The sequence below is a fragment of the Paraprevotella sp. genome, from assembly GCF_986071375.1.
This window is the reverse complement of sequence record NZ_CFQRNQ010000005.1, coordinates 98255-119548: the sequence shown is the minus strand read 5'-3', so window position 1 is coordinate 119548 and position 21294 is coordinate 98255. Positions and strand designations below refer to the sequence as shown.

Genomic DNA, 21294 nt, shown 5'->3' with positions numbered 1-21294 from the left:
CTTAATCGCGATTTTCACTTTTCAACCTTTTCATACCGGAAATAGTCTACATCCACGTAACCTCCACCCGTCTTCGTGGCATAATTGAATATGCCGAACTTCGTGCCCATGAAGAGCTTACGGAAGTCAAAACGCATCTTGAAATCAGAACCTATTTTCGTCCATTCCTCACCGTCCAGACTGTAATAGAACACGGCTATATCCCGTTTCAAACGGAAATCCGCATCTATACGCAGGTAAACATTCTTGGTACGAGGAAGCTTGACACGGGCGCATTCTTTCCGTTCCACCCCTGTGACTTTCTTCTCCTTGTCGGTCAATGACACAACCTCCTCAGTCATCACCAAGAACAAGTCCTTCCCGTCTTTCTCCACGGTCAGGATACCGGAATGGCCGTTAAAGGCGGCGAATCCGGCACGGTCACCATCCTTCATCCCCTTGACATCCAGACCTATGCGTCCGCTGCATTCCGGCCCTTCCATCCGTTGGGTAAGCGTGTTACGGGCTTCATACAGATTCTGTACTATCTTATTGGTTTTCAAACGTAGGAATCCTTTGTGTTCCTTCAGTGTCCAAGCCTCATCCACAGGGTTATGGTTCCACTGCCACTCCATCTTCAGCTTATCCCCATCGAACTCATCGCTTACGACCAAGGGGATGACCGGTCCGCCTTTCACCGGCACTTCCATCACTTCCGGCACACGACCGTTTTCATCGCCCAACATAGGCCAACCGTCTATCCAACGACAGGGGGACAATGTCAGCACACGCCCCACGCCGCCACGGTCTTGGAATATCACACCATACCAGTTTCCTTCGGCATCGTCCACAATCGTCCCTTGTCCTACGTAAGGGAAGCCCGCAAAATTATCGCACAAGATGACCTTCTTTTCGTACGGACCGTCAATCTTGTCGGCCCGGTAGCACAACTGCCGGCGTTTCCCCCCATTGGGCCAAGAAATCATCAGGAGATAATATTTCCCGTCATGTTTCAACATACGGCTACCTTCAAGCAGTCCCTTTTCCTCCTCATCCCTCACCGGCAAGGTGATGTTCAAACCACCTTCTTTCACACCGGACAAATCCGGTTCCAATTCAGTAACCTGCCCCGTACCATAAAAGGCATAGGCACGTCCGTCATCATCGAAGAACAAAGAACAGTCGTGGAAATGCTTCATGCGGCTGTGCAAAGTCCAACCCTTAGCCGGGTCGTCCGTAGTATAAATAAAAGAACGGTACGGCACATCGTTGGGAGAGAACAAGGCATAAAACTTACCGTCATGATAACGGATGGATGTAGCCCATTGTCCCCGTCCGTATACCGTACCTTCCTCCATGTCGTATTTCGGAGTCTCATGCAACTCATCGAAAAGATAACTGACCGTCTCCCAGTTCACCAAATCTTTGGAACGCATGACCGGTGCCCCGGGCATCAGGTGCATGGTCGTGCTGACCATATAAAAATAATCACCCACACGAATGACATCGGGATCCGGCACATCGGCCCAAACCACCGGATTCTTAAACGTGGCAGACTGAACTTCCACCGGATTCTTTCCTAAAGGAGCGGCCTCCATTCCCGTCAAAGCGGAAAGTGCCACAGCACAAACCAACGGCCATCTCCAGAATCTGTTCTTTTCCATATACCTATTATATATAAAGGTGAAACTATTGATTTTAATCTTTTTCTCCGACCACTTTCCAAGCAAAAACGCACCCATCCTTACGGTCGGGACGTGTGCCGGGCCAATCTGCAGCGTATGGTTCGCCCGTTGGCGGGTTCAATCCCACAAAACGGTTTGTTTTCAAGGAGAGCAACATGCAGTGCCCCCACAACATGTCTTGCCACAAGAACAGGCTCCCTTCTGTTTCTTGCTTCATCAACCTCACATCACCGGAAAGCCCCAAGCCGGTCACCGTGACAAACCCCGAACCGTCCATCGCTTCGAGAGCCACACGCCCCCGCCCACGGTCGTGCACACGGAAACGGCATCCCGCACCGTCGAATGTCTTACTCCCCCGATAAGCACGATGAAGCATGCCGTGAGGATTGGCCCAGACCTGTTCTCCGTTGGCCAGGTTCGTCAAAGTGATGACCTTACCCACGGGCAAGTTCTTCGAGCGGTCCGCAAAAGGTTCTTCCACCTTAAAATTATCGAATGCGGCATGACCGCCTTGCTTTCCCCCCATGTTATAAGCGAACAATGCGTAGCGTACGCCTTGGAATGTGTGCATCTGGTATCCTAAACGCAAGTCTTTGCCTAATGTTTTAAACGTTTTCCCATCCGTACTATAAGACATTGAAGCCAAATCCTTATCAAAATCCCCGTGGGAACGAAGCCACACGCGGGAAACCGTCAAAGGCTCGTCCGTACGGCTATTCTTCACCATGTCGTAGAAACGGAGCACATACCCGCCATCCGTCTTTACCATGCCTATCCAATAATAAGGAGTATTGAGCAAAGCCAGGCCGGCCACATCGCCTTTCTTCAAACCGTCTGCCTCAAGTTCTACCGTCACTGTCGATTCCGGCCCTACGACACGTTGGGTCAACGTATTTTTCGCAAACATGAAACTTTTGGCCGGAAGGCTTTGCAAACGCAACATCCCCTTCGCCAACTTCCATTTTCCATCCACAGGAATATGGTTCCATTGCCAAACAGGCTTCAAGCGTCCGGCAGAAAAATCATCATCCCGTTCGTATGGAGCATGCGGCTCCACCTCCACTCCCGTATCGGGCTTGAACCACGTACGAGGCGAGCGCCCGAGATTGCCTTCCACTCCGAAGTAAGGCCACCCGTCCTTCCATGTAACAGGAGACAGGTAGGTCAAACGTCCCACGGATTTCATATCCATCATGGAAAAACCCCACCATTCGCCATTCGGCAAGTCCACTATACCACCTTGATGCAACGGAACGGCACTAAAGCCGTTTTCCGAAGGCTCTGAAAAAGAAAATTCGGCTCCTTCGTCCGGAATATCCGACCAAAAGCCATAACCATTCGTCCACCATCCACGCTGCATCCCCATCGTTTCCCTGTGACTGATGACTGCCGTCTCATACGGTCCTTCCGGACGGTCGGCACGGGCGCATTGCATACGGCCCACCGGTGAATAGTCGGCACTAATGATATAATACTTACCATTAATCTTATAGAAATGGTGTCCTTCCCCCATGGCACTGCCCTTGGGAATGATGACCCGGTCACTGCCGTCCACATATCCGCTGAAATCCGGCTTGATTTCTATGAGATGCACTTCGTCATATCCGTGCACTGCATAAATCTTTCCGTCATCATCGAACAAGACTCCCAGGTCGTAAATGCGCCCGCCCATGTTCTTGTGCGTCCAAGGCCCTTCGGGACGCTCGGCAGAGAACACCTGCAAGCCATAGTTGTTGACATTGACGAAGATATAGAAACGTCCGTCATGGTATCGGATGGCCGGTGCCCAAATGCCATTTCCATACACACCTTTCTTCCCTTCCAAATGGAATTCAGGTCCCAAATCCAGTTCATCAAAGACATAAGTGACGAAATCCCAATTCACCAAATCCTTTGAACGGAGCAAAGGCAACCCGGGCATGGCGTGCATGGAACTGGCCACCAAATAGAAATCCGTCCCGACACGAATCATGTCGGGGTCTGTAAACTCATCATAGAACAACGGATTGGTAAACGTTCCGTTGCCGTTGTCTGCCGTCCAAGAACGGGCTTGCGACATACAACTTATACTCAAAGACAAGAGTATTAAAATGATATTTCTCATAACAATTCTGTTTTATGTTTTCACTTCTATTTGCAAAACATCCAATAATCGAAGTACATCAACCTGCCGAGTTTGTTCCCCTTGCAAATAAAATACAGGTCATGCACGCCGGTTATCCGTTCTATTTCGGAAGAAACCAATGCCCAACGGTTGTCTCCTCCGGTCATAGGCACCTTCAATGTAGCCAACAACCGTCCCTCACGACCGTCGGCACGTACTTCCATCGTCACGCCGCCGTTGTGCGTCGTGCCCACACGAGCTGTGATACGGGACGCGCCTCCTTCACGGAAATCCACGTCCCTCACCTTGATGTAAGCCCCGTCCTTCATGGCATTGACAAACACGCCCACTTTCTCATTCTGGGAAGCTTTCATCCCTTCGGAGAAAGCGATGGTTTCCGCTTCCGTCTTCCGGAAAGGATTCAGCGTCTCCAACCCTTTCTCTATCCCGGCGGTCATTTTCAACGGGACAATCGACCCGTCTTTATTGAATTCCGCCTGTTCCACGCATACCGAACGGGTAAAACCTCCGCCACCGGGCAACGCCCCGTTGTGATAAAACAGGTAAGTGTTTCCCTTATAGTCCACCATACCGGGATGGTTGGTAAAGCTCCGTCCTTCGGTAGGCATCAACACACCACCGTACTTCCACGGGCCTGTCGGGCTTTTGCTCATGGAATAACCGAGGTGCTCCGATATGGGGCCTCCCGCCCACAGCAAATAATACAAATCCTTGCGCTTGTACAACCAAGGCCCTTCTTCATAGAGCGTCGGACGCTCGGCCACGTTGCCCTCACGTTTGCCAAACGCCTCCTCCACCATCGGGACACGGACGATGTCACCACTGTAGGAAATCATGTCTTCGTTCAGTTTCACATAATAACAAAAAGGATTTCCCCAATAGAGATAAGCCTGCCCGTCGTCATCCACAAGGACCGTGGGGTCGATGTCTCCCCGTTTGCTTTGCGCCAACGGCTTTCCCAACGGGTCGTGGAACGGGCCATAAGGACTGTCTGCCACGGCTACTCCGATAGCACCTCCCCCCGATTTCATCGTCACGGGCACGTAAGCATAGAACTTGCCTCCGCGCTCCACGCATTGCATGGCCCAAGCATCACCTTTCGCCCACGAGAATGTTTCGTAAGACAATACCGCTCCGTGGTCGGTCCAGTTCACCATGTCGGTCGTCGTATAAAGCTTCCAGTCATTCATCACGAACCATGTGGAAGCGTCTTCGTCATGACTGGTGTACAAAAACAACTTACCGTCGTGCACCATCGGTGCCGGGTCTGCCGTGTACATGGTCTGCACGATGGGATTCTGTGCCGCCAACGCCATTGGCCATAAAGCCAATCCCCCGATACAATGTTTCAATCTACTTATTTTCATACCTTTTATTTCATTTAAAATACCAATAATCAAAATTAAACAACTCATGAGGTTTCTTTCCCCGGCATACGAAATACAAATCATGTATTCCCGTAACGGCTTTCACATCCGTAGCAAACTCGCCCCACTTATCCCACTCGCCAGTATAAGGAATGCGGACCTTGCCTATGATTTCACCGTCACGCCCATCTATGCGCAACTCCATCTCCCCACCATGGTAACGGCTAGAAGCAGCTGCCAAGAACTTCTTCGGGCCGGAATCCCCGAAATCCACATCGCGCACTTTGATATAATCACCGTCATGTATTCCGGTGATATATACCCCTTTCTCGGCCGAAACGGCAGAAGTCACCCCTTCCGACCAAGCGATAGTCTCGGCTTCCGTTCGACGGTAAGGGTCTAACGTGCCGACACCTTGCTTCACCCCCTCGTATGTCATGTGCAACTCCGGAACCGTCCCGTCGGCACCGTAAGCAAACTCTTCCACACACACCGAACGGCAATAGCTGTGCCCGCCGGGCAAGGCATCGTTATGATAGAAAAAGTAGGAATGTCCCTTAAAATCCACGATACCCGGATGGTTGGTGTTGCTTCCTTTCTCCGTCGGCATGACCACACCTTGTGCCTCCCACTTTCCACCGGCAGACTTTGCCATGGAATAATGGATGGATTCGGGGAATCCGGACGCATAAACCAGATAATAACGCCCTTGCCTTTCATAAATCCACGGTGCCTCCGTGAAGCCTCCAGAAAAGGACGAAGCATCCTTCCGGTCGATGGCCTCGATACCTCCGTCCAACGACACCATGTCCTCCTTCAACTTGGCACGGTAACACACGCCATTTCCCCAATACAACCATGCTTGCCCGCCATCGTCCACAAACACGGACGGGTCGAGATCATCCCAACTGTGCTTGGCGTATGTGGTCATGTCATTCGTCACCAACGCATGTCCCAAAGCGTCCTTGAAAGGACCGTAAGGGGTATCACCTACGGCCACACCGATGGACGAGCCGGGCTTAAACCGGTTCTGCGAAGAAATATACCAATAGAACTTGCCATTCCGCCCGATACACTGCGCCGCACTGGCATCGCCTGCCGACCAACCGAAGGCACTCGTACGGAGCACCGCACCGTGGTCGGTCCAATTCACCATATCCGTAGTCGTATACAAGCGATACTCCCGCATCAGGTAGGCATTCCGGGGTGCGTCCTTTTCGTCACATCCTACATATAAATACAAGGTGTCCCCGTACACCATAGGTGCCGGATCGGCTGTATAATGTGTCTGCACTATCGGATTTTGAGCAGACAAAACCATGGAAAACAAGCCCAAAGACAAGGCCAAAACCTTTTTTCCAACTTCCATTTTCTTCATCATATCATCATATAAAGATTACTTCACCGCACCATCGGCATTTACCGCACGTTTCTTCACTTCCTTCGGTTCATCCGGATAAGGATTGGCTATCCGCAATACGTCGTCAGCCGTTTTGGGAGGTTGCGTCACTCCGGCTTTCGTCTGTTCCACGTATGCCATGGAACCATCCGGCAAATAATACAGATAGTCCGCACAAACACTTCTGCGCCCTGTGGCACCGGCCTGATTCCCGATGACAAGCGAAGCATTGTGATAGAACAGATACCACTGTCCTTTGAATTCTATGATTCCGGGATGTATCGTGAAACTGTTTTCCGCCATGCCGGTCAAAGCCCCCCGGTAAGTCCACGTCCCGCCTATGGATTCCGCTGTGGCATAGTGTATCATCTCACGCCCTTTTCCCATAGAAGCATAGGTCAAGTAATACAAATTCCCCCGTTTATGCAACCAAGGCCCTTCCACGTAATGGGGCAATTCCAATATTTGTATCTCTCCATCCAATTCCGTCATATTGGATTTTAGTTTGGCCAAGAAACATGTCCCGTTTCCCCAACTCAACCAAGGAGTTCCCTCATCGTCTATGAAAACCGTTGGATCGATATCGTTCCACCATCCCCTTTTTCCATTCGGGGTCATGGCATCCGTAATCAACGGTTTCCCGATGGCATCCTTAAAAGGGCCCGTAGGACTGTCTCCCACAGCCACACCTACCGCCTTGCCCGTGTAAGGCTCGCCAGCCTGCACTGTGGTATAATAATAGAACTTCCCGCCTTTTTCTACCACCTGGGATGCCCAAGCCTCGCCTACGGCCCAAGAAAAATCAGTAGGTTTCAATACAGCTCCATGGTCTGTCCACGTCTTCATGTCCTTTGTGGAATAGCACAGCCATTCCGTAATGTTAAACATCTCTCCGTTGCGTGCCTCATCGTGTCCGACATACAAATACAATGTTCCGTCGTGAACCATAGGAGCCGGATCAGCCGTAAACTTATCCGTCACAATGGGATTGCCCTTCATCTCAAATGTCTTCACAGTCGGTAGTTGACCATGCCCCCATAATGAACACATCATAACCATCCCGAATATCAAGTTTTTCCTCATGTGTATAACTTCTTTAACTCATGTCCTTACTTACGTTTTATAATCTCATCCTATCAGTTCCGTCCTAACCCTCACTCCTTGAACAACAAAGGCAGGAACTCATTCAAGCAACGCCGCCACGTCAGCCATTCATGATGTGTGCCGGGCGAGGCATAATACACATGATTTATACCTGCTTCCTTAAGCGATCGGCTCATACGGTCACTCCCCATGCCTTCTTCTGTTCCTTGACCTATAAAAAGTGTATGTACTTGGCTGTTGAACTTCTCCGCATCGGCAAACACACCTCCGTACACGCCTTTTATATCCTGTCCCGGAGCCATCAGTATGGCTCCGCTGAAAGCTCCGATATGTGCAAAGCGGTCCAAATGTGTCAACGTGATTTGGAAAGTCTGATGTCCTCCCCACGAAAGTCCGGCCATTGCACGATGGTCACGGTCGGTTTCCACACGGAACGTCTTCTCCACAAACGGAATGATGTCTTTCAACATGATGTCACCAAACGATGCACCGAATTCATCCCGCGTCTCTCCTCTTTTTGCCCCATGGATATATCCGCAATTACCGTAATCCATCACCACAATCATAGGCTTACATTTCCCACTCGCAATTTGTCCGTCCAGAATATTGGCCATGTGCCCTTGTTCATGCCAACCACGTTCATCTTCTCCCATGCCATGTTGTAAGTAAAGCACCGGATATTTCTTCTTTGGCGAAGTCTCGTATTCCGCAGGAGTATAAACAAAACAGCGACGTGCACGTCCTTCTACCTCAGAATAATACTGGCATTCACGCACCTGCCCATGGGCAATGCCACGGTTAAACGTGTAGTATGCGGACTCTTCCGGAGTTTCCGGTATCTCTATTCCGCTTGCCATACGGCCGCAACCGTAAAAACAATCCGAAGCCGGATCTGTCACCTGCACGCCATCTACAATGAAAAAATAATAGTGGAAACCTACCACCAACGGGTCGGTCGTTACCGTCCACATTCCGTCACTGCCTTTTTTCATCGGATATTTCTTTCCACAAATATCGGCTTGCACAGAAAGTGCTTCCGGGGCACGCAACCGGAAAATGGCCCGCCGCTGCCCATCCACTTTCGGATACTCTGCCATCGGCACATTGTAGATGGAACTTTCCACGCCTTGCGCCCACAAGCCTTGGCCCCCACCGACCGTAAGGGTTCCCCATACGAAAGCCCATATCATTCTCGAATTCCGCATTCCTGTTTTCATATTCCAATCTTATTTTAATGAATACCAATTAAATTTCCAAAACACCATACGTTCCACCGCTCCCGCTCTCACTGATGCCTGACCGGTGGTGCACCGAAATAGCTCGGATGCGCATTGTCGGGATTAAACACCAACTGCTCCAAAACTATTTCCGGATCTACCATATAAACCTTGAACGTATGCAATCCCGGTTGGTCCACCTTGAATTCCGCTGTCAGCCAACGTAGGTTGTCAAACACCTCATTGCGCATCCTTCCCGTCCCGTTAATGAGTTTCAGCGTCCGGTTACGAGAAGGAAGTGGTTTGAGGTTCGGTGAGTTTTTCAAGTTCTTAGAAGTATATTCACCGAAAGTATCCACAAATCCCTGACGGGCATCCAACGTGCGAACGGCTCCATTGTCTAAACCAAAAGCCAACCGCAAACCCCGTTCGGGTGCCACATCCTGCGTGGGAAGGATACCGAGACAAACTGTCTGCATCCCCGTATTCGGAAAATAAACCTGATATTCCAGACATGGAGCATCCTGGAACGCCTCAACCGAAGGTGCCGTGACCGGTGTCAGTCCCATGCAGCCCTTACCCCGGCCCAAACCGGGCAGGAAAGTCCACTTTGCATATCGTCCGGGCCAACAAGCGTTGAACTGCCATGCAGGTACGGAGAACTCATTTCCGCAAGCATTTCCGAACCAGTGCCCCTCTACCTGAACGGGCCTCTCAGCTTTTACCACACGGAGTTTCACCGGCACACGCTCCCTTCCCCGACAAATATAAAGCATGCCTTCCGTCTTTCCGGCCTTTACTTTCGTCCAATCTATACCGACCCAAAGACGGGTTTCCGTTTCCACTGTCCCTTTCCTAAGGCTCACGTCCATCCATGGCTCGGCGGTCTTGACCTTGAAATCGAACGCCCTCGTCCCCCGATTGAAGATGTCGATGTAGTACTTACGGTTCTCAAAATTATCAAAAACCGGGAGTTCCAAATCTCCTTCCGGCGATGCCGCCTCGCTTCCTTCCACGGCCACGCCCATCACGGGCTTCGACAAAGGCTCCACACGTACCACCTGCGGAACGGAATCTTTTTTAGGCATCGACCATTGGGTATATCCCAAATGAATATCGCTCATCATCTTCTCCCATTTTCCTCCGGCCAACACCTTATTATAATAGGCGGTCATGGCAGTATCCGCCATATACAAATCCTCCACCCGCTGCGCATAATCGTTTGCCGTCACACGTCCTTGCCGCGCATAAAGTTGGTTCTTTGCCGCAGCTAAATAGATTTCTGCCACTCCGGCCGAAGCTTTGGCCGGATAAAGCACCAACTGGTAATAAGCGTCTTTGTATGCCTGAGGCATAAGTTGTCCTACAGAATCCGCATCATGGACCAATGCACGCCATAACTCCGTCACACGGTCGGCTTCACGGTGATTTACGACGCTGAATATATCGGTGGACTGCACTTCGGGTTTCCGCCACAGGTTATATTGGGAATAACGGGACACAATGCCGGCAATGGCATCCGCATGCGCCCCGCTGAAATTCTGCCGTGCCCACCCCCTCAGGTAATCATCCGTTTCATCCGCTTGTATGGCATCTGGATTCCAAGCATAACGCATAATAAAATCAATAGGCAATTCCTTTGGCTTCAGGTCTCCCACATTCACAATCCATAAGTCGTCTATGCCCGATTGGTAAGCCAAATTGAACTGTTCGCGCAACTTAGGGATGGTCGTAGTGTTAATCCATCGGTCATTCCACGGTCCGCCGTTCATGTCAATATGATAATACAGCCCCATGCCTCCTTTACGCCGCTGTTCCCGCCACGGTCCTACCCTACGGATATATCCCCAGTTGTTATCACAGAAAAGCAGCATCACGTCATCAGGCACCTTGAAACCTTTGTCATAATACCGTTGTACCTCCGTAAACACCGCCCAAAGTTGCGGTATTCCGGCAGGGTCTTTCTCATGTACACGTCCGAGAATTTCACGTTGTCCTTTAATCACATCCGACAACACAGCCATGTTCTCCTCATCCGTGCCGCCTCCCATGGCCACATCCCCGTCACCGCGCATTCCGATGGTCACGATACTTTCGTACTTACGGCTCCGTTCCGCCCCTTCGACGAAGAAAGAATCAATGCCTTCTTTATTAGTGGCGTAATCCCAAGGCCCTACTTCTTTCCGCCGCTTGGTATAATCCTTATGCGGACGCATCATCGGCTCATGATGGGAAGTGCCCATCACGATGCCCATATCGTCTGCCAACTGTCCGTTCGCCGGGTCATCCTCATAAAACGAACTGGCCCACATGGCCGGCCATATGTAGTTGGCTTTCAACCGGAGCAACAGTTCGAACACATGGGCATAAAAGCGGCTGTTGAACCCACCGAACTTCGTGGATGCCCAACCGCCAAGGCTCGGCCATTCGTCGTTCAGGAAAATGCCACGGTATTTCACTTTCGGTGAACCCTGCACATACCGCCCCGGATTCACAAACAATACTTCGTGCCGCTGTACTGGAACGTCGGCAAAATAGTGCCACGGCGAAACACCTATCTTTTCCGAAAGGTCATATATGCCAAAGATTGTACCACGCTTATCACTCCCCGCAATCACGAGGTTCCCCTCCACCGTTTGAACCAGGAAGCTCTCCCATTTCCCTTCGATGGCAGACACGTCAATTTTCCCCTGTTTCACCCATTCGTCTATCCGTCGGTTCCGGCCGAGCGTCCCGGCTATCACAGTTCCCTGCCCCATGGGCAAAGCCGTAGAGACATCGGCTTTCGTTCCGGTCACTTTTCCGATGTCCGTCCCCAAATTTAGGGCGGCAAGATACACACCTTTATAATCTGCCGTATCCACATGGATGGTAGCGGCACGCCCGTGCCCGGCAAGACAAAAAGCACCGCGCAATGGCGAGAAGGCCACATGGCCTGCCCCCCATGCACTCACTATCCCTTCCACAAAGAAGAAAGTACAAACCCATATTTTCAAGAAGTTACTTTTCATGGTTCACCTTTTATTGTTTCTCGCAAAGTTACACGAAAAAGGCATTGCTTAATTTCGCCTATGTAACATTATTTTTTGATAAAGTAACAAAAGCGCTTTTTTATCCCATAAACGGGAAAAAAGTGCGCCGGGAATCACTTCCCAACGCACTCCGCATTCTAAATCTAACTAACATTATATGAAAAGACTTGTGCTGATATCCATCACCAAAGGCTGTCCCAAATGTTCTTGTTAGCCTCTGAGCCCATTCCCGTGTCGGAAGGAGAATCGGATACTCCGGGACAACCATCAGAAGCTTGCAACACCATTTCTTTTGTTTCCAACTCCGTCACCTCCATCACGGGAGACTGATATTCTTTTTTCATCGTTCTTCTGTTTTATAAGGTTATACTTATTTTATGATTACTTTTTTCACGCTGCCGTCCGAGTATTTCACGACATTGATGCCTTTGGCCAGGCTTTCCATCTTGCGGCCTTGCAGGTCGTAAACGGCTGCTGTGCCAACCATTCCGTCCGCTACGGCAGAGATTCCGGTCGTCCCGTCCTCGGAGAAGCCTATGCCTATCGAACGCACGTTCACGCCCGCAGCCTCCGGCAACGAAAGGTATGCCGTGAAAGGAGTGACGCGCTGCTTGCCGTCCTCCTGCACCTTATAAAAGGCAGTGCCTTCTGCCTGGGTTTGGAGCACATAGCTGCCCTTGGGAGCCATCGCGCCGTCTGCATACGAAGCGGTCAGGATGCCGTTCACAAGGGACTGGGGCGTAGCGGTCACCTCCACGCCTGTCGCCGTGAAACCATATTCACCGTTGCCGGACAACAATGCGGGTGCATTGGCTGCCAACGTGGCTGTTTCTTCGCCCACCACCATGTCGTTATTGTCCACACCGGTCAAATTGAATGCCTTGCAACCGTCAGCCACGGACACCTCGAAAGGAGACACGAAGGTTGCGAAACCAGAAGCGGGCATCGTCTTCTTCACACTGGCAGATGTCGCAGTGAAGGCATAGGGCGTACGGAAAGCGTATCCGCCCTCCAATGCCAAGTTGGCACAAGTGTACGTGCCGTCTTCACCTTTCACCACCACGTTCTTCTCGTTGGAGAGTTTCGTAGCGTCAGACACGAGGAAGAGGCAGTTCGGGTTAACGGAAACTAAAGCCATCGGCACGGCATTGGACAACCCGGTGGCATCTATCACCGTGGCCTTCGTGTCTGCCATGGCAGCTTTCATGCCTTCCGTATATTCGCCCGAGCCGTTCAGCACATAATCCACCTCAGTTTTGCTGTAATCCACAGCGATAATGTCATTGACTGCCGTCGTACCTCCGCCTTCCGTCTTCATTCCGATGAGGTGTGCCTTTCCCCCACATTTAGTTCTCACCTCAGCCAAGTCCACGGATGCATAATCCTTCCCGTCATCATTCTGCTTCACAATAGGGACATACAGGTTGTCATTGCTCGAGTTGTCGCCATTATGTTCTGCCGTGCAAAACCAACAACGTACCCCCACATTGTTATCCTTTGGCAAGTACACCCGCAGTTCGTCGTAACCCGTCAAGTCACAATAAGAGGGCCATCCTTGCACACTGGAAGACGCGCCATAGAATATGTCCGTAACCACTCCCATGTTCCAAGTACCGTTCGCCTCCTCCTCCGTAAAGTTGAAGTTCCCGTCGTTCTTGAGCCTCGGCAAGGCATTCAGGCTTGTTTCATTTCCGGGATAAGCCTTCAACAGATTCTTCACCACCGTAATGGACTGGATGACCATGGCACCCACACCACCTTGGTCTGCCTTTCCATTAAACACGTAACGGGCAGCCGTGGGACAAAGCTGTTGGTACGTCCTTTTCGGATTTTCCGTATCCCCACTCCATTGTGCCGCATAATTGGCACTCCTCCACGAACTATACCAACCACCGCCAGCCCCTTTTCCGTCGGGAGCGATTACCTGCACATCGTTGACAAGACAAGCATACCCCTTGTCGGTACTCTCGTCTGTGGCCACATTGATATAACCGACATTGGAAAAATCTTCATTATCCAAATACAACGTAAGTGTCCAACCGCCTGCGGTGGTCGTAAGCAAACCTGTCTCGGGATTCCATGTACCTTCCCCGTCAAACACCAAGTCTTCAAGGGACACGTTGGCAACCCCGTTCACGTCGTACTGCAACGACACGGGACTCTTCTCTCCTTGGGCACACAGCCCCGTACCGGCGGTCAAGCCCAAGAAAGCCAAAAGCAAATTTTTTCGTAACATTTCTCCATAAAATTTTAGTTTAACATAATAAAGATTCTCAATACGGATACAAAATTACGCAGAAACAAACCATTCCTGTTTATTCCTGCGTAACGGATTTTTGCTATTTTGTAACAAATGCCCGGATATTACATTTCACATAGCATCCTGTTACATCAGAAGCTACTGTTCATGTCCGTCTTCTGCCACATTCCCGCCCTCATTATTTTCCGGTCCATCTTCCGACTTGGAATTCTTGTGGGCATATTCAGTAGGCGACATACCATAATAAGCCTTAAAGCATGTAGAAAACGTAGATGCCGACCTGAACCCGGTGGCCACCGACACGCCGGTCACATCGGTATCCGTCCTTGAAAGCAGCTTTGCAGCCTGCATAAGGCGGATATTCCGCACAAAGTCGCGCGGAGTCAGTCCCGTCGCGTTTTTCAATCTCCGATGGAAATGTACCCGGCTGATACCTATTTTATCGGCAATGAATTCCACACCCAAATCCGGATTGGAAATATTCTCGTTGATCACCTTCATCACCCGTTCCATCATCTGGTCGTTCGGAGACATCCATTCTATCTTGTCTATTTTTCCTTCCTGTTGAGCCACGCTATATTTGCCCTGAAGCCTCCGCTTGTTTTTCAACAGGTTTTCCGCAGTCTGCCGCAAGACATCCATATTAAAAGGTTTGGACATATAGGCATCAGCTCCTATGGACAATCCTTCCAACCGGTCGGCATCATCGCTTTTTGCCGTCAAAAGAATCACCGGTATATGGTTCGTGTTGAAACTTCCCTTGATGTTGCGGCAAAGCGCAATACCGTCCATGACCGGCATCATGACATCGCTCACGACCAAATCCACTTTTTCAACGTTCTGGACAATGTAGTCCCATGCCTCTTGCCCGTTGCTGCATTCACAGACATGATATTCCCCGGAAAATTCACCATGCAGATAACGCCGTATAGCCGTCTCGTCCTCCACGACCAATATACGTCCGTGCTTGCTTCCGCCTTTCTTTTCTTCCGGCAATTCGGCTACCGTCTCTGCCACATGCTCTGCCTCCAACGGTGCGGAATAAACAGCCCGGGGCATCTTGTCATCCGAAATGTCTTCCAACAATTCCAACGCCTGAGGCATCTGCACGATGAAACGCGTGCCCTTGCCCTTAGGATTATTCTCTGCCCAAATATGCCCCTCATGCAGCTCTACCAGCAACTTTGTCAGGTTCAGCCCTATGCCTGTACCGACGTAATCGCCTCCCCACTTGCCTGAATAGAAACGCTCGAACACCCGCTTCTTCTCCTGGTCGGGGATTCCCACCCCACTGTCCGTCACCGAAAGCCTGAAGTCCCGTTCGCCCGAGACATTGCCGTCCACCTCCTTCAGTTCGATGGTAATGTCCCCCCCGTCGGGAGTAAACTTGAACGCATTCGACAGCAAATTCATGATTACTTTGTCGAAATTCTGCGGATCCACACAAACATCCATCCGTTCCATGTCGTGCACAAAGCAGAACGTAATGCCCCGGTTACGGGCCGTGGTTTCAAACAACTCATAGAGATTATTGACAAACCCCACCATTTCCACCTTATGGTATTTCAGACGGAACTGCCCTTTTTCTATCTTACGCGCATCCATCAACTGATTGATCAGCCGGAGGATACGCTGAGAGTTCTGATACATGAGCGAATAACTGCGTTGATGCGCTTCATCCTGATCTTGCTTCATCAATTTCATAAGCGGACTGAGGATAAGCGTCATCGGCGTACGTATTTCATGACTGATATTCATGAAAAACTGGATCCGGGCCTCATTCAATTCCTCTTCCTGGCGATGCTTTTCAAAAATCCGTTTGGTTTTGAAGTGCTCTTTGACTTGCAAAAATACCATATAGCAAATGAAAAGGAAAAGCACGCAATAGACCATGACAGCCAATGGAGACAGGTACCATACCGGATGCACCTTCACCGTCAGTTCCTTCACATCCGACGACTCCCCGTATGCCTCCGCCTTTATCCTTATGCGGTAGGTTCCCGCCTCCATGTTCACAAAAGATATGCGGTTCTGCCCATGTTCCAAGGCCATCCATTCACCATCATTGACACAATACCGATAGGTCACGCGAGAGTTGCTGAAAGACATCGTGGAAAGCTCTACACTGAAAGATTTGTCATGATGGGAAAGGTTTACTTCGTCCGTCAACGGAAGCCAACGGTCGATAATCGTATAATGTCCGGAACGGTCACCCGCATGAACCGCTTTACCGTTGACGTAGAAATCCACGATGCGCAAATCCATTTTTTCCAGGTTCACGCCATCCCTCTTTCCCACATCAGAAGGGCGGAAACAAGTCAGCCCGTTGATTCCTCCGAAATACAACAGACCGTTTTGGGCATACGAAGCCTTCGCACCGAACTCATTGCCTTGCAACCCGTCTTCGATACGATAATTGTCGAAAGTCTCCTTGGCCGGATTGAAGCAAGCAAGCCCGTCATCCGTACCCACCCACACCTTTCCGCCGGCATCCCTCTCTATGCTGCACAGAGAATTCGTGGGAAGCCCGTCTGCCGCCGTATAAGACTTCATACTGCCGTCCTTTACATCGAAACGTACCAGACCGGTAGACGTAGCCACCCAAAGCACCCCGTCTTCACCAATCTCCATATCCCGGACATTGGCTTTTGGCAAAAACCTCCCTTTCCTTTTAGGACCTTCCGGTGTCAACCGGAACACATCCATCCCGTCCGCCATCCCCACATAAAGGCAATCCCCCCATACCAATAACGCCGTAATATAAGAGTTATACAAAATCCTGTCAGGATAACGAACCTCGTCGCCCTCCCTCACTTGATAATGTTCCAATCCATGCGTCTTCGGCCGGTAACAGTACAACCCGTCACCGTTCGTGCCTATCCAAATGTTACCGGCCCCGTCCTCCACCATGGCATACGCATTGGGGATTTTCTCCCCACCCTTTACCCATGCCCCGATACGGGTACATTCCCCCGTTTCCGGATTCATTTTCGATACACCCGACCACGTGGAACCAAGCCATACACCTCCTTCCGAGTCCACCAGGATGCTCACCACCGTAGAAGGCATGGTCTTCACCACTCCGGGCTTGAAATGCACGCTGCTGCTCCCGTCCGCTTTCAGATGGTACACCCCGCAATGGTCGGCTGCCAACCATAAGTCGCCCCTGCCGTCTCCGACAATGGCGGTCACGCAGTTCGTGCCGATGGTGTTTTTCTGTACCGAACGCCGCCCTATGTAGTCGAAGCCCGTAGCCATGTCCGGCATAACCCATACGCCTTTCCAATACACACCTACCCATGTATTCCCGTCACTGTCCACAATGGCTTCTTTCACATTGGAGGTAGCCAGATTGTACTCATACGTACGGATAGGACTTTGGGTGATTCGTCCCGTAGACTCGTCATACACCCGTAAGCCTCCCCCATCGGTGGCAATCAGGACCTGCCCGTCCGTTCCGGGATTGATGGAAGCGATGACTCCACTTTCATGCCCGGAAGAAACCCGGTAGAAACTACGGTCCTTTTCGGAATAACACAGAAGCCCGTCATTCTGCATAGCCAAATAAACACGTCCGGACGAACTTTGGCAAAAATCCACGGCACCCGGTCGCCGGGCCAACCTATGCACCTTCCCTTCCGCACGACAGTATATGCAACCATCCGCCCCCAACATCCACAAACGCCTTTTTTTATCTTCAAACAGTTGCAAAAGAGGAGAGCCACTTTGCATTTCTTTCGTTTCCTTCAAATACATTTTGCCCTTGTCCCCTTTACACAACAGGTATAATCCATATCCTGCCGTACAGACGTATACGTCTCCCCCGGAAAGCTTGGCCATCGAAACGATATGGGCAGAAAGCGTATCGCTTCCTTCTGCCAACAGAGGTACATCGGTAAACTTATCCGTATCGTAAGAATAAACCTGCACCCCGGACTCCATGCCTACCAACACACACCCGGGTTCTGCTTCCAAGACGCAAGTGACGATATCATGCCCCAAGGTTCCCGACATCCCGTCCTGATGCCGGTAAACATTCATTTTCACCCCATCGTAACGGTTCAGGCCACTTTGGGTACAAATCCAAACGTTTTTCCGACTGTCCTCCGTTATGGAACGGATACGTGTATTCGACAATCCTTGATCGGACGTAAAAGAAATTGGCGACTGTGCTTTCATTGCGATAACACACACAGTCCAAAATAAACTTAAAAAATACTTTCTACCGTTCATGGTTTTAGATAAAATATCAATTCAATAGATTCTTTCTTCTATATCTCCGTTAAATCTCCCCTGTCTTTGAACGCCCAAACGGTCTATCTCTTAACAAGAGAGCGACTGGCATACAAAATTAAAGGAAAAAACTGATTTTTAAACGCTATTTAGAGAATATTTTTGGGAAATGCCAATATAAAGTGATTATTCCGTTTTTGTTCTTATTTCCATTCATCTATATATAAATTTGATATTCAACGCGTAACGTATGCCAGTCGCTCTCTTGTTAAGAGATAGACTTTTATTCCACCTGAAAATCAATCTGAAAACAGATATTCGGTTTATAGCTCCAAATAGAAAAATGATATGTTTTGAATAGTCCTGGTAACAGAATGCAATTACCATGCCATTTTTCCGGCAAAGAAAAGTCCGTTTCAAGTGTATTCCACAGATTTTTTCGCCCGAAACATTCACACGATTTCACACTACAAGCTCGTTTTTATACTTTCATAACCAAAAATAAGACTCAATCTCAGCCGAATGATTTTTCATCTGGCTGAAAAAACATTTTTTTTCTCCGCATGGCATACCGGCCAGTTCCGCAAATCCGTCCAAAAACGTCTTGAAGGCCATTCAAAATCGTGCCGTACAGGCTTGTTTTTTCTCTAATTGCCCCCCTCCTGCCATCCAAAAAAGGAAGCAGGCATGTCAGGCAAATCCCACTTCCGGCTTTCATGCTCCATTCCAACATACGCCCGGCACGCCCTCCTTACTTTCTATTTGCGAACAAAAACATTACCATACCGACAAAAAGTCATCCCACCAACGTACGAGATTCGTTTATTTCCGGACACGCCCTGCAACGGGCACAAATAACAGATTCTCATAAGCCGTGAATTGACTTTTTGACAAACTGACAAATCCACAGGCTTACTCTTTCGCGACAATCTTCGATGCCTGCCCATCAGAGCTTTGCACCCTGACTATGTAGAACCCGCGTGGCATCCCACCCATGTCGTAGTTGTAACTGCCGCCTGTGGCACGGGCTTGATGCACCATCTGCCCGTCGTGGCTGTATATGCAAACCGCAGCCTCGCCGTCCTGCCATCCCACGACCAACGTCCCTCTTCCACTATCGTAAACTATCCTGCAGTCCCCGGCATCCCGAAGGTTTCCGGCCACCGACTCCGGCTCCCCCTCCGTGTTCTTGCGGATTTGCACCACGGCATATCCGCAAGACGCACCGGCTTCGCCGACATTCGGCACGAGACGCAAAGCCAACAGCTCGTCATACGGCGAAAGCCCCATGCCTGCCATCGTGAAACGCTTCACGGTCTCGCCGGGCGCAAACACCAATTCGCCCGTCGAAAGAAGGAAATCTTCCCCTTCCCTAGCCTCTCCCGCCACAGGTTGCAAGGCCAAGCCTAATTCTTCCGTGCACGGACGCGAAAGACGTACGGTGAAAGCCACTTCCGCATCGCGGTCCATCCGCACGACATAGCGGTCGAAACCGGCTTGCACGGGCACCGGTACATCCTGTCCGGCAGCCCCGACCGGTCCGGGTCCATAGACGGGATACGCCCCAACGTCCACCCCGCCATATCCCATGCCTTTGGCCCGGCTGTTTTCCCTCAAGGTGAAGTCCTCTTCTCCATAGGCCGTCGACACGAATCCGGGTGAACCTTCCAAGTTGCCCTCGCCGTCCAAACGGGATTGGAACGTGCGCAACATCACTTCCCGGCCACACAACACGACCGATTTCGTATTCCCCGGCGTGTACACGATGTTGTCTACGAACAAATGGGGGTCGGCACCGTATGCGGAATCGGAGAACTCGATGTTGTATCCCGAACAATCGTAAACGATGTTGCCGCGCATGCGGTCGCGCCGCGACTTGTGGACAAAGAAACCGGTCTCGCAACGGTAAGCCACATTGTTTGTCCATTGCGCGTCTTCCGTCCATCCCGTGGCATAACGCGCCGTCTGGTAGCCTATCCCCTCCAAGTTGCCCCCGATGTTTTCAGCCACCACGTTGCCGGCACACCTCGATTCATTGAAAACAAAATCACCGCAATCGTGCGCACGGTTCCTCAATATGACATTGCGGCTACCGTCGCGGTCGAGCCAAATGCAAGTGCGTACCTCCGAAAAATAGTTGGAAACGAAGAGGTTATCCCCGTCTGACATGTCCTGCACGTCGACGCACCGCGTATAAAGGTTCTCTCCGCCCCAGGAACGTTTCTTGCCGCTGAAACGGAAAAACGAATTGTGTGCCACCATGTTGCCGGTACATTCCTGGCCGTTGAGGGAAACCCCGTCGCCTATGATGTCCTCAAAAACATTGTCCACCACCGCATTCCTCCGGGCATTCCCCATCCAAATGACGGAGTTGGCATTCCATGCCGACACCTCGGGATGCCCCAACTGCTCAAACCTGCAACGGGACACCACGCAACCTTCGCTCCCCTCCATCGCCACGGCGCACCTCGCATACTTGAAATCCCGGAACGTGAAGCCTTCCAACCAGACGTATCGCATTCCGGAGAGGTCGAACACCGCGCTGTAGCCACCGGGTGACGTGTCGGGATGCTGCAGTACGGCCTCTCCCGTGCCAGGCTGCGCCTGAAACACCACATAACGCCCTTCACTGCCGGAATTGCCGGGTTTCACATCGTCGAGCACGTACAAACCTCCGGAGACGAACACCGTGTCGCCCCCTCGGGCAAGGGAGGCAGCAACCTGTATGCTCCGGAACGGGTGTTCCCGTGTCCCGTCACCGTCAGCCGCAGCAGCTGACACATAATAAGACTTGCCCCCGGCATCGGCCGCATGCAACATGAATGCCGAAAAGCACAAAAAGGCAATTAGGATTCTTTTCTGATTTTTCATAATGCTTATCTTAACCTGCATC

Annotated in this window: 11 protein-coding genes; all 11 read right to left on the bottom strand. The window is 50.8% G+C overall.

Features of this window, described 5'->3' with window-relative positions:
- Window positions 1–14: 14 nt before the first annotated feature.
- Window positions 15–1643 carry a glycoside hydrolase family 43 protein gene (locus AC5RDV_RS04370; RefSeq protein WP_282748059.1) on the bottom strand — a complete coding sequence of 543 codons (1629 nt, stop codon included), beginning with the start codon at window positions 1641–1643 and terminating at the stop codon, window positions 15–17.
- Between the two features lie 34 nt (window positions 1644–1677).
- Window positions 1678–3768 carry a glycoside hydrolase family 43 protein gene (locus AC5RDV_RS04365; RefSeq protein WP_282748060.1) on the bottom strand — a complete coding sequence of 697 codons (2091 nt, stop codon included), beginning with the start codon at window positions 3766–3768 and terminating at the stop codon, window positions 1678–1680.
- Window positions 3769–3794: 26 nt separating this feature from the next.
- Complete coding sequence (locus AC5RDV_RS04360) at window positions 3795–5105, bottom strand: glycoside hydrolase family 43 protein (protein WP_282748107.1); 1311 nt, start codon at window positions 5103–5105, stop codon at window positions 3795–3797.
- Window positions 5106–5166: 61 nt separating this feature from the next.
- Entirely contained in the window at window positions 5167–6537 is a 1371-nt protein-coding gene (locus tag AC5RDV_RS04355) for a glycoside hydrolase family 43 protein (RefSeq protein WP_282748061.1), read from the bottom strand.
- A gap of 15 nt (window positions 6538–6552) precedes the next feature.
- Window positions 6553–7605, bottom strand: a complete 1053-nt coding sequence (locus AC5RDV_RS04350; RefSeq protein ID WP_282748108.1) for a glycoside hydrolase family 43 protein — start codon at window positions 7603–7605, stop codon at window positions 6553–6555.
- A 104-nt stretch (window positions 7606–7709) separates the two neighbouring features.
- On the bottom strand, window positions 7710–8876 hold the full coding sequence (locus tag AC5RDV_RS04345; protein WP_282748062.1) for an alpha/beta hydrolase-fold protein: 1167 nt from the start codon (window positions 8874–8876) through the stop codon (window positions 7710–7712).
- 68 nt (window positions 8877–8944) lie between these two features.
- Window positions 8945–11887: a glycosyl hydrolase 115 family protein gene (locus tag AC5RDV_RS04340; RefSeq protein ID WP_282748063.1), complete on the bottom strand. Its 2943-nt coding sequence runs from the start codon at window positions 11885–11887 to the stop codon at window positions 8945–8947.
- 203 nt (window positions 11888–12090) lie between these two features.
- Window positions 12091–12252 (bottom strand): hypothetical protein, encoded by a 162-nt coding sequence (locus AC5RDV_RS04335; protein WP_008626294.1) that lies wholly within the window; start codon window positions 12250–12252, stop codon window positions 12091–12093.
- A 26-nt stretch (window positions 12253–12278) separates the two neighbouring features.
- Entirely contained in the window at window positions 12279–14144 is a 1866-nt protein-coding gene (locus AC5RDV_RS04330) for a hypothetical protein (protein WP_282748064.1), read from the bottom strand.
- Window positions 14145–14306: 162 nt separating this feature from the next.
- On the bottom strand, window positions 14307–18347 hold the full coding sequence (locus AC5RDV_RS04325; RefSeq protein WP_282748065.1) for an ATP-binding protein: 4041 nt from the start codon (window positions 18345–18347) through the stop codon (window positions 14307–14309).
- Between the two features lie 966 nt (window positions 18348–19313).
- Entirely contained in the window at window positions 19314–21272 is a 1959-nt protein-coding gene (locus AC5RDV_RS04320; protein ID WP_282748066.1) for a NosD domain-containing protein, read from the bottom strand.
- Between the last annotated feature and the right edge of the window lie 22 nt (window positions 21273–21294).

Excerpts from the sequence above, each read along its gene's own strand:
- AC5RDV_RS04370 (WP_282748059.1), bottom strand. The coding sequence starts at position 1,643 with ATGGAAAAGAACAGATTCTGGAGATGGCCGTTGGTTTGTGCTGTGGCA.
- AC5RDV_RS04365 (WP_282748060.1), bottom strand. The coding sequence starts at position 3,768 with ATGAGAAATATCATTTTAATACTCTTGTCTTTGAGTATAAGTTGTATG.
- AC5RDV_RS04360 (WP_282748107.1), bottom strand. The coding sequence starts at position 5,105 with ATGGCGTTGGCGGCACAGAATCCCATCGTGCAGACCATGTACACGGCA.
- AC5RDV_RS04355 (WP_282748061.1), bottom strand. The coding sequence starts at position 6,537 with ATGATGAAGAAAATGGAAGTTGGAAAAAAGGTTTTGGCCTTGTCTTTG.
- AC5RDV_RS04350 (WP_282748108.1), bottom strand. The coding sequence starts at position 7,605 with ATGTGTTCATTATGGGGGCATGGTCAACTACCGACTGTGAAGACATTT.
- AC5RDV_RS04345 (WP_282748062.1), bottom strand. The coding sequence starts at position 8,876 with ATGAAAACAGGAATGCGGAATTCGAGAATGATATGGGCTTTCGTATGG.
- AC5RDV_RS04340 (WP_282748063.1), bottom strand. The coding sequence starts at position 11,887 with ATGAAAAGTAACTTCTTGAAAATATGGGTTTGTACTTTCTTCTTTGTG.
- AC5RDV_RS04335 (WP_008626294.1), bottom strand. The coding sequence starts at position 12,252 with ATGAAAAAAGAATATCAGTCTCCCGTGATGGAGGTGACGGAGTTGGAA.
- AC5RDV_RS04330 (WP_282748064.1), bottom strand. The coding sequence starts at position 14,144 with ATGTTACGAAAAAATTTGCTTTTGGCTTTCTTGGGCTTGACCGCCGGT.
- AC5RDV_RS04325 (WP_282748065.1), bottom strand. The coding sequence starts at position 18,347 with ATGAAAGCACAGTCGCCAATTTCTTTTACGTCCGATCAAGGATTGTCG.
- AC5RDV_RS04320 (WP_282748066.1), bottom strand. The coding sequence starts at position 21,272 with ATGAAAAATCAGAAAAGAATCCTAATTGCCTTTTTGTGCTTTTCGGCA.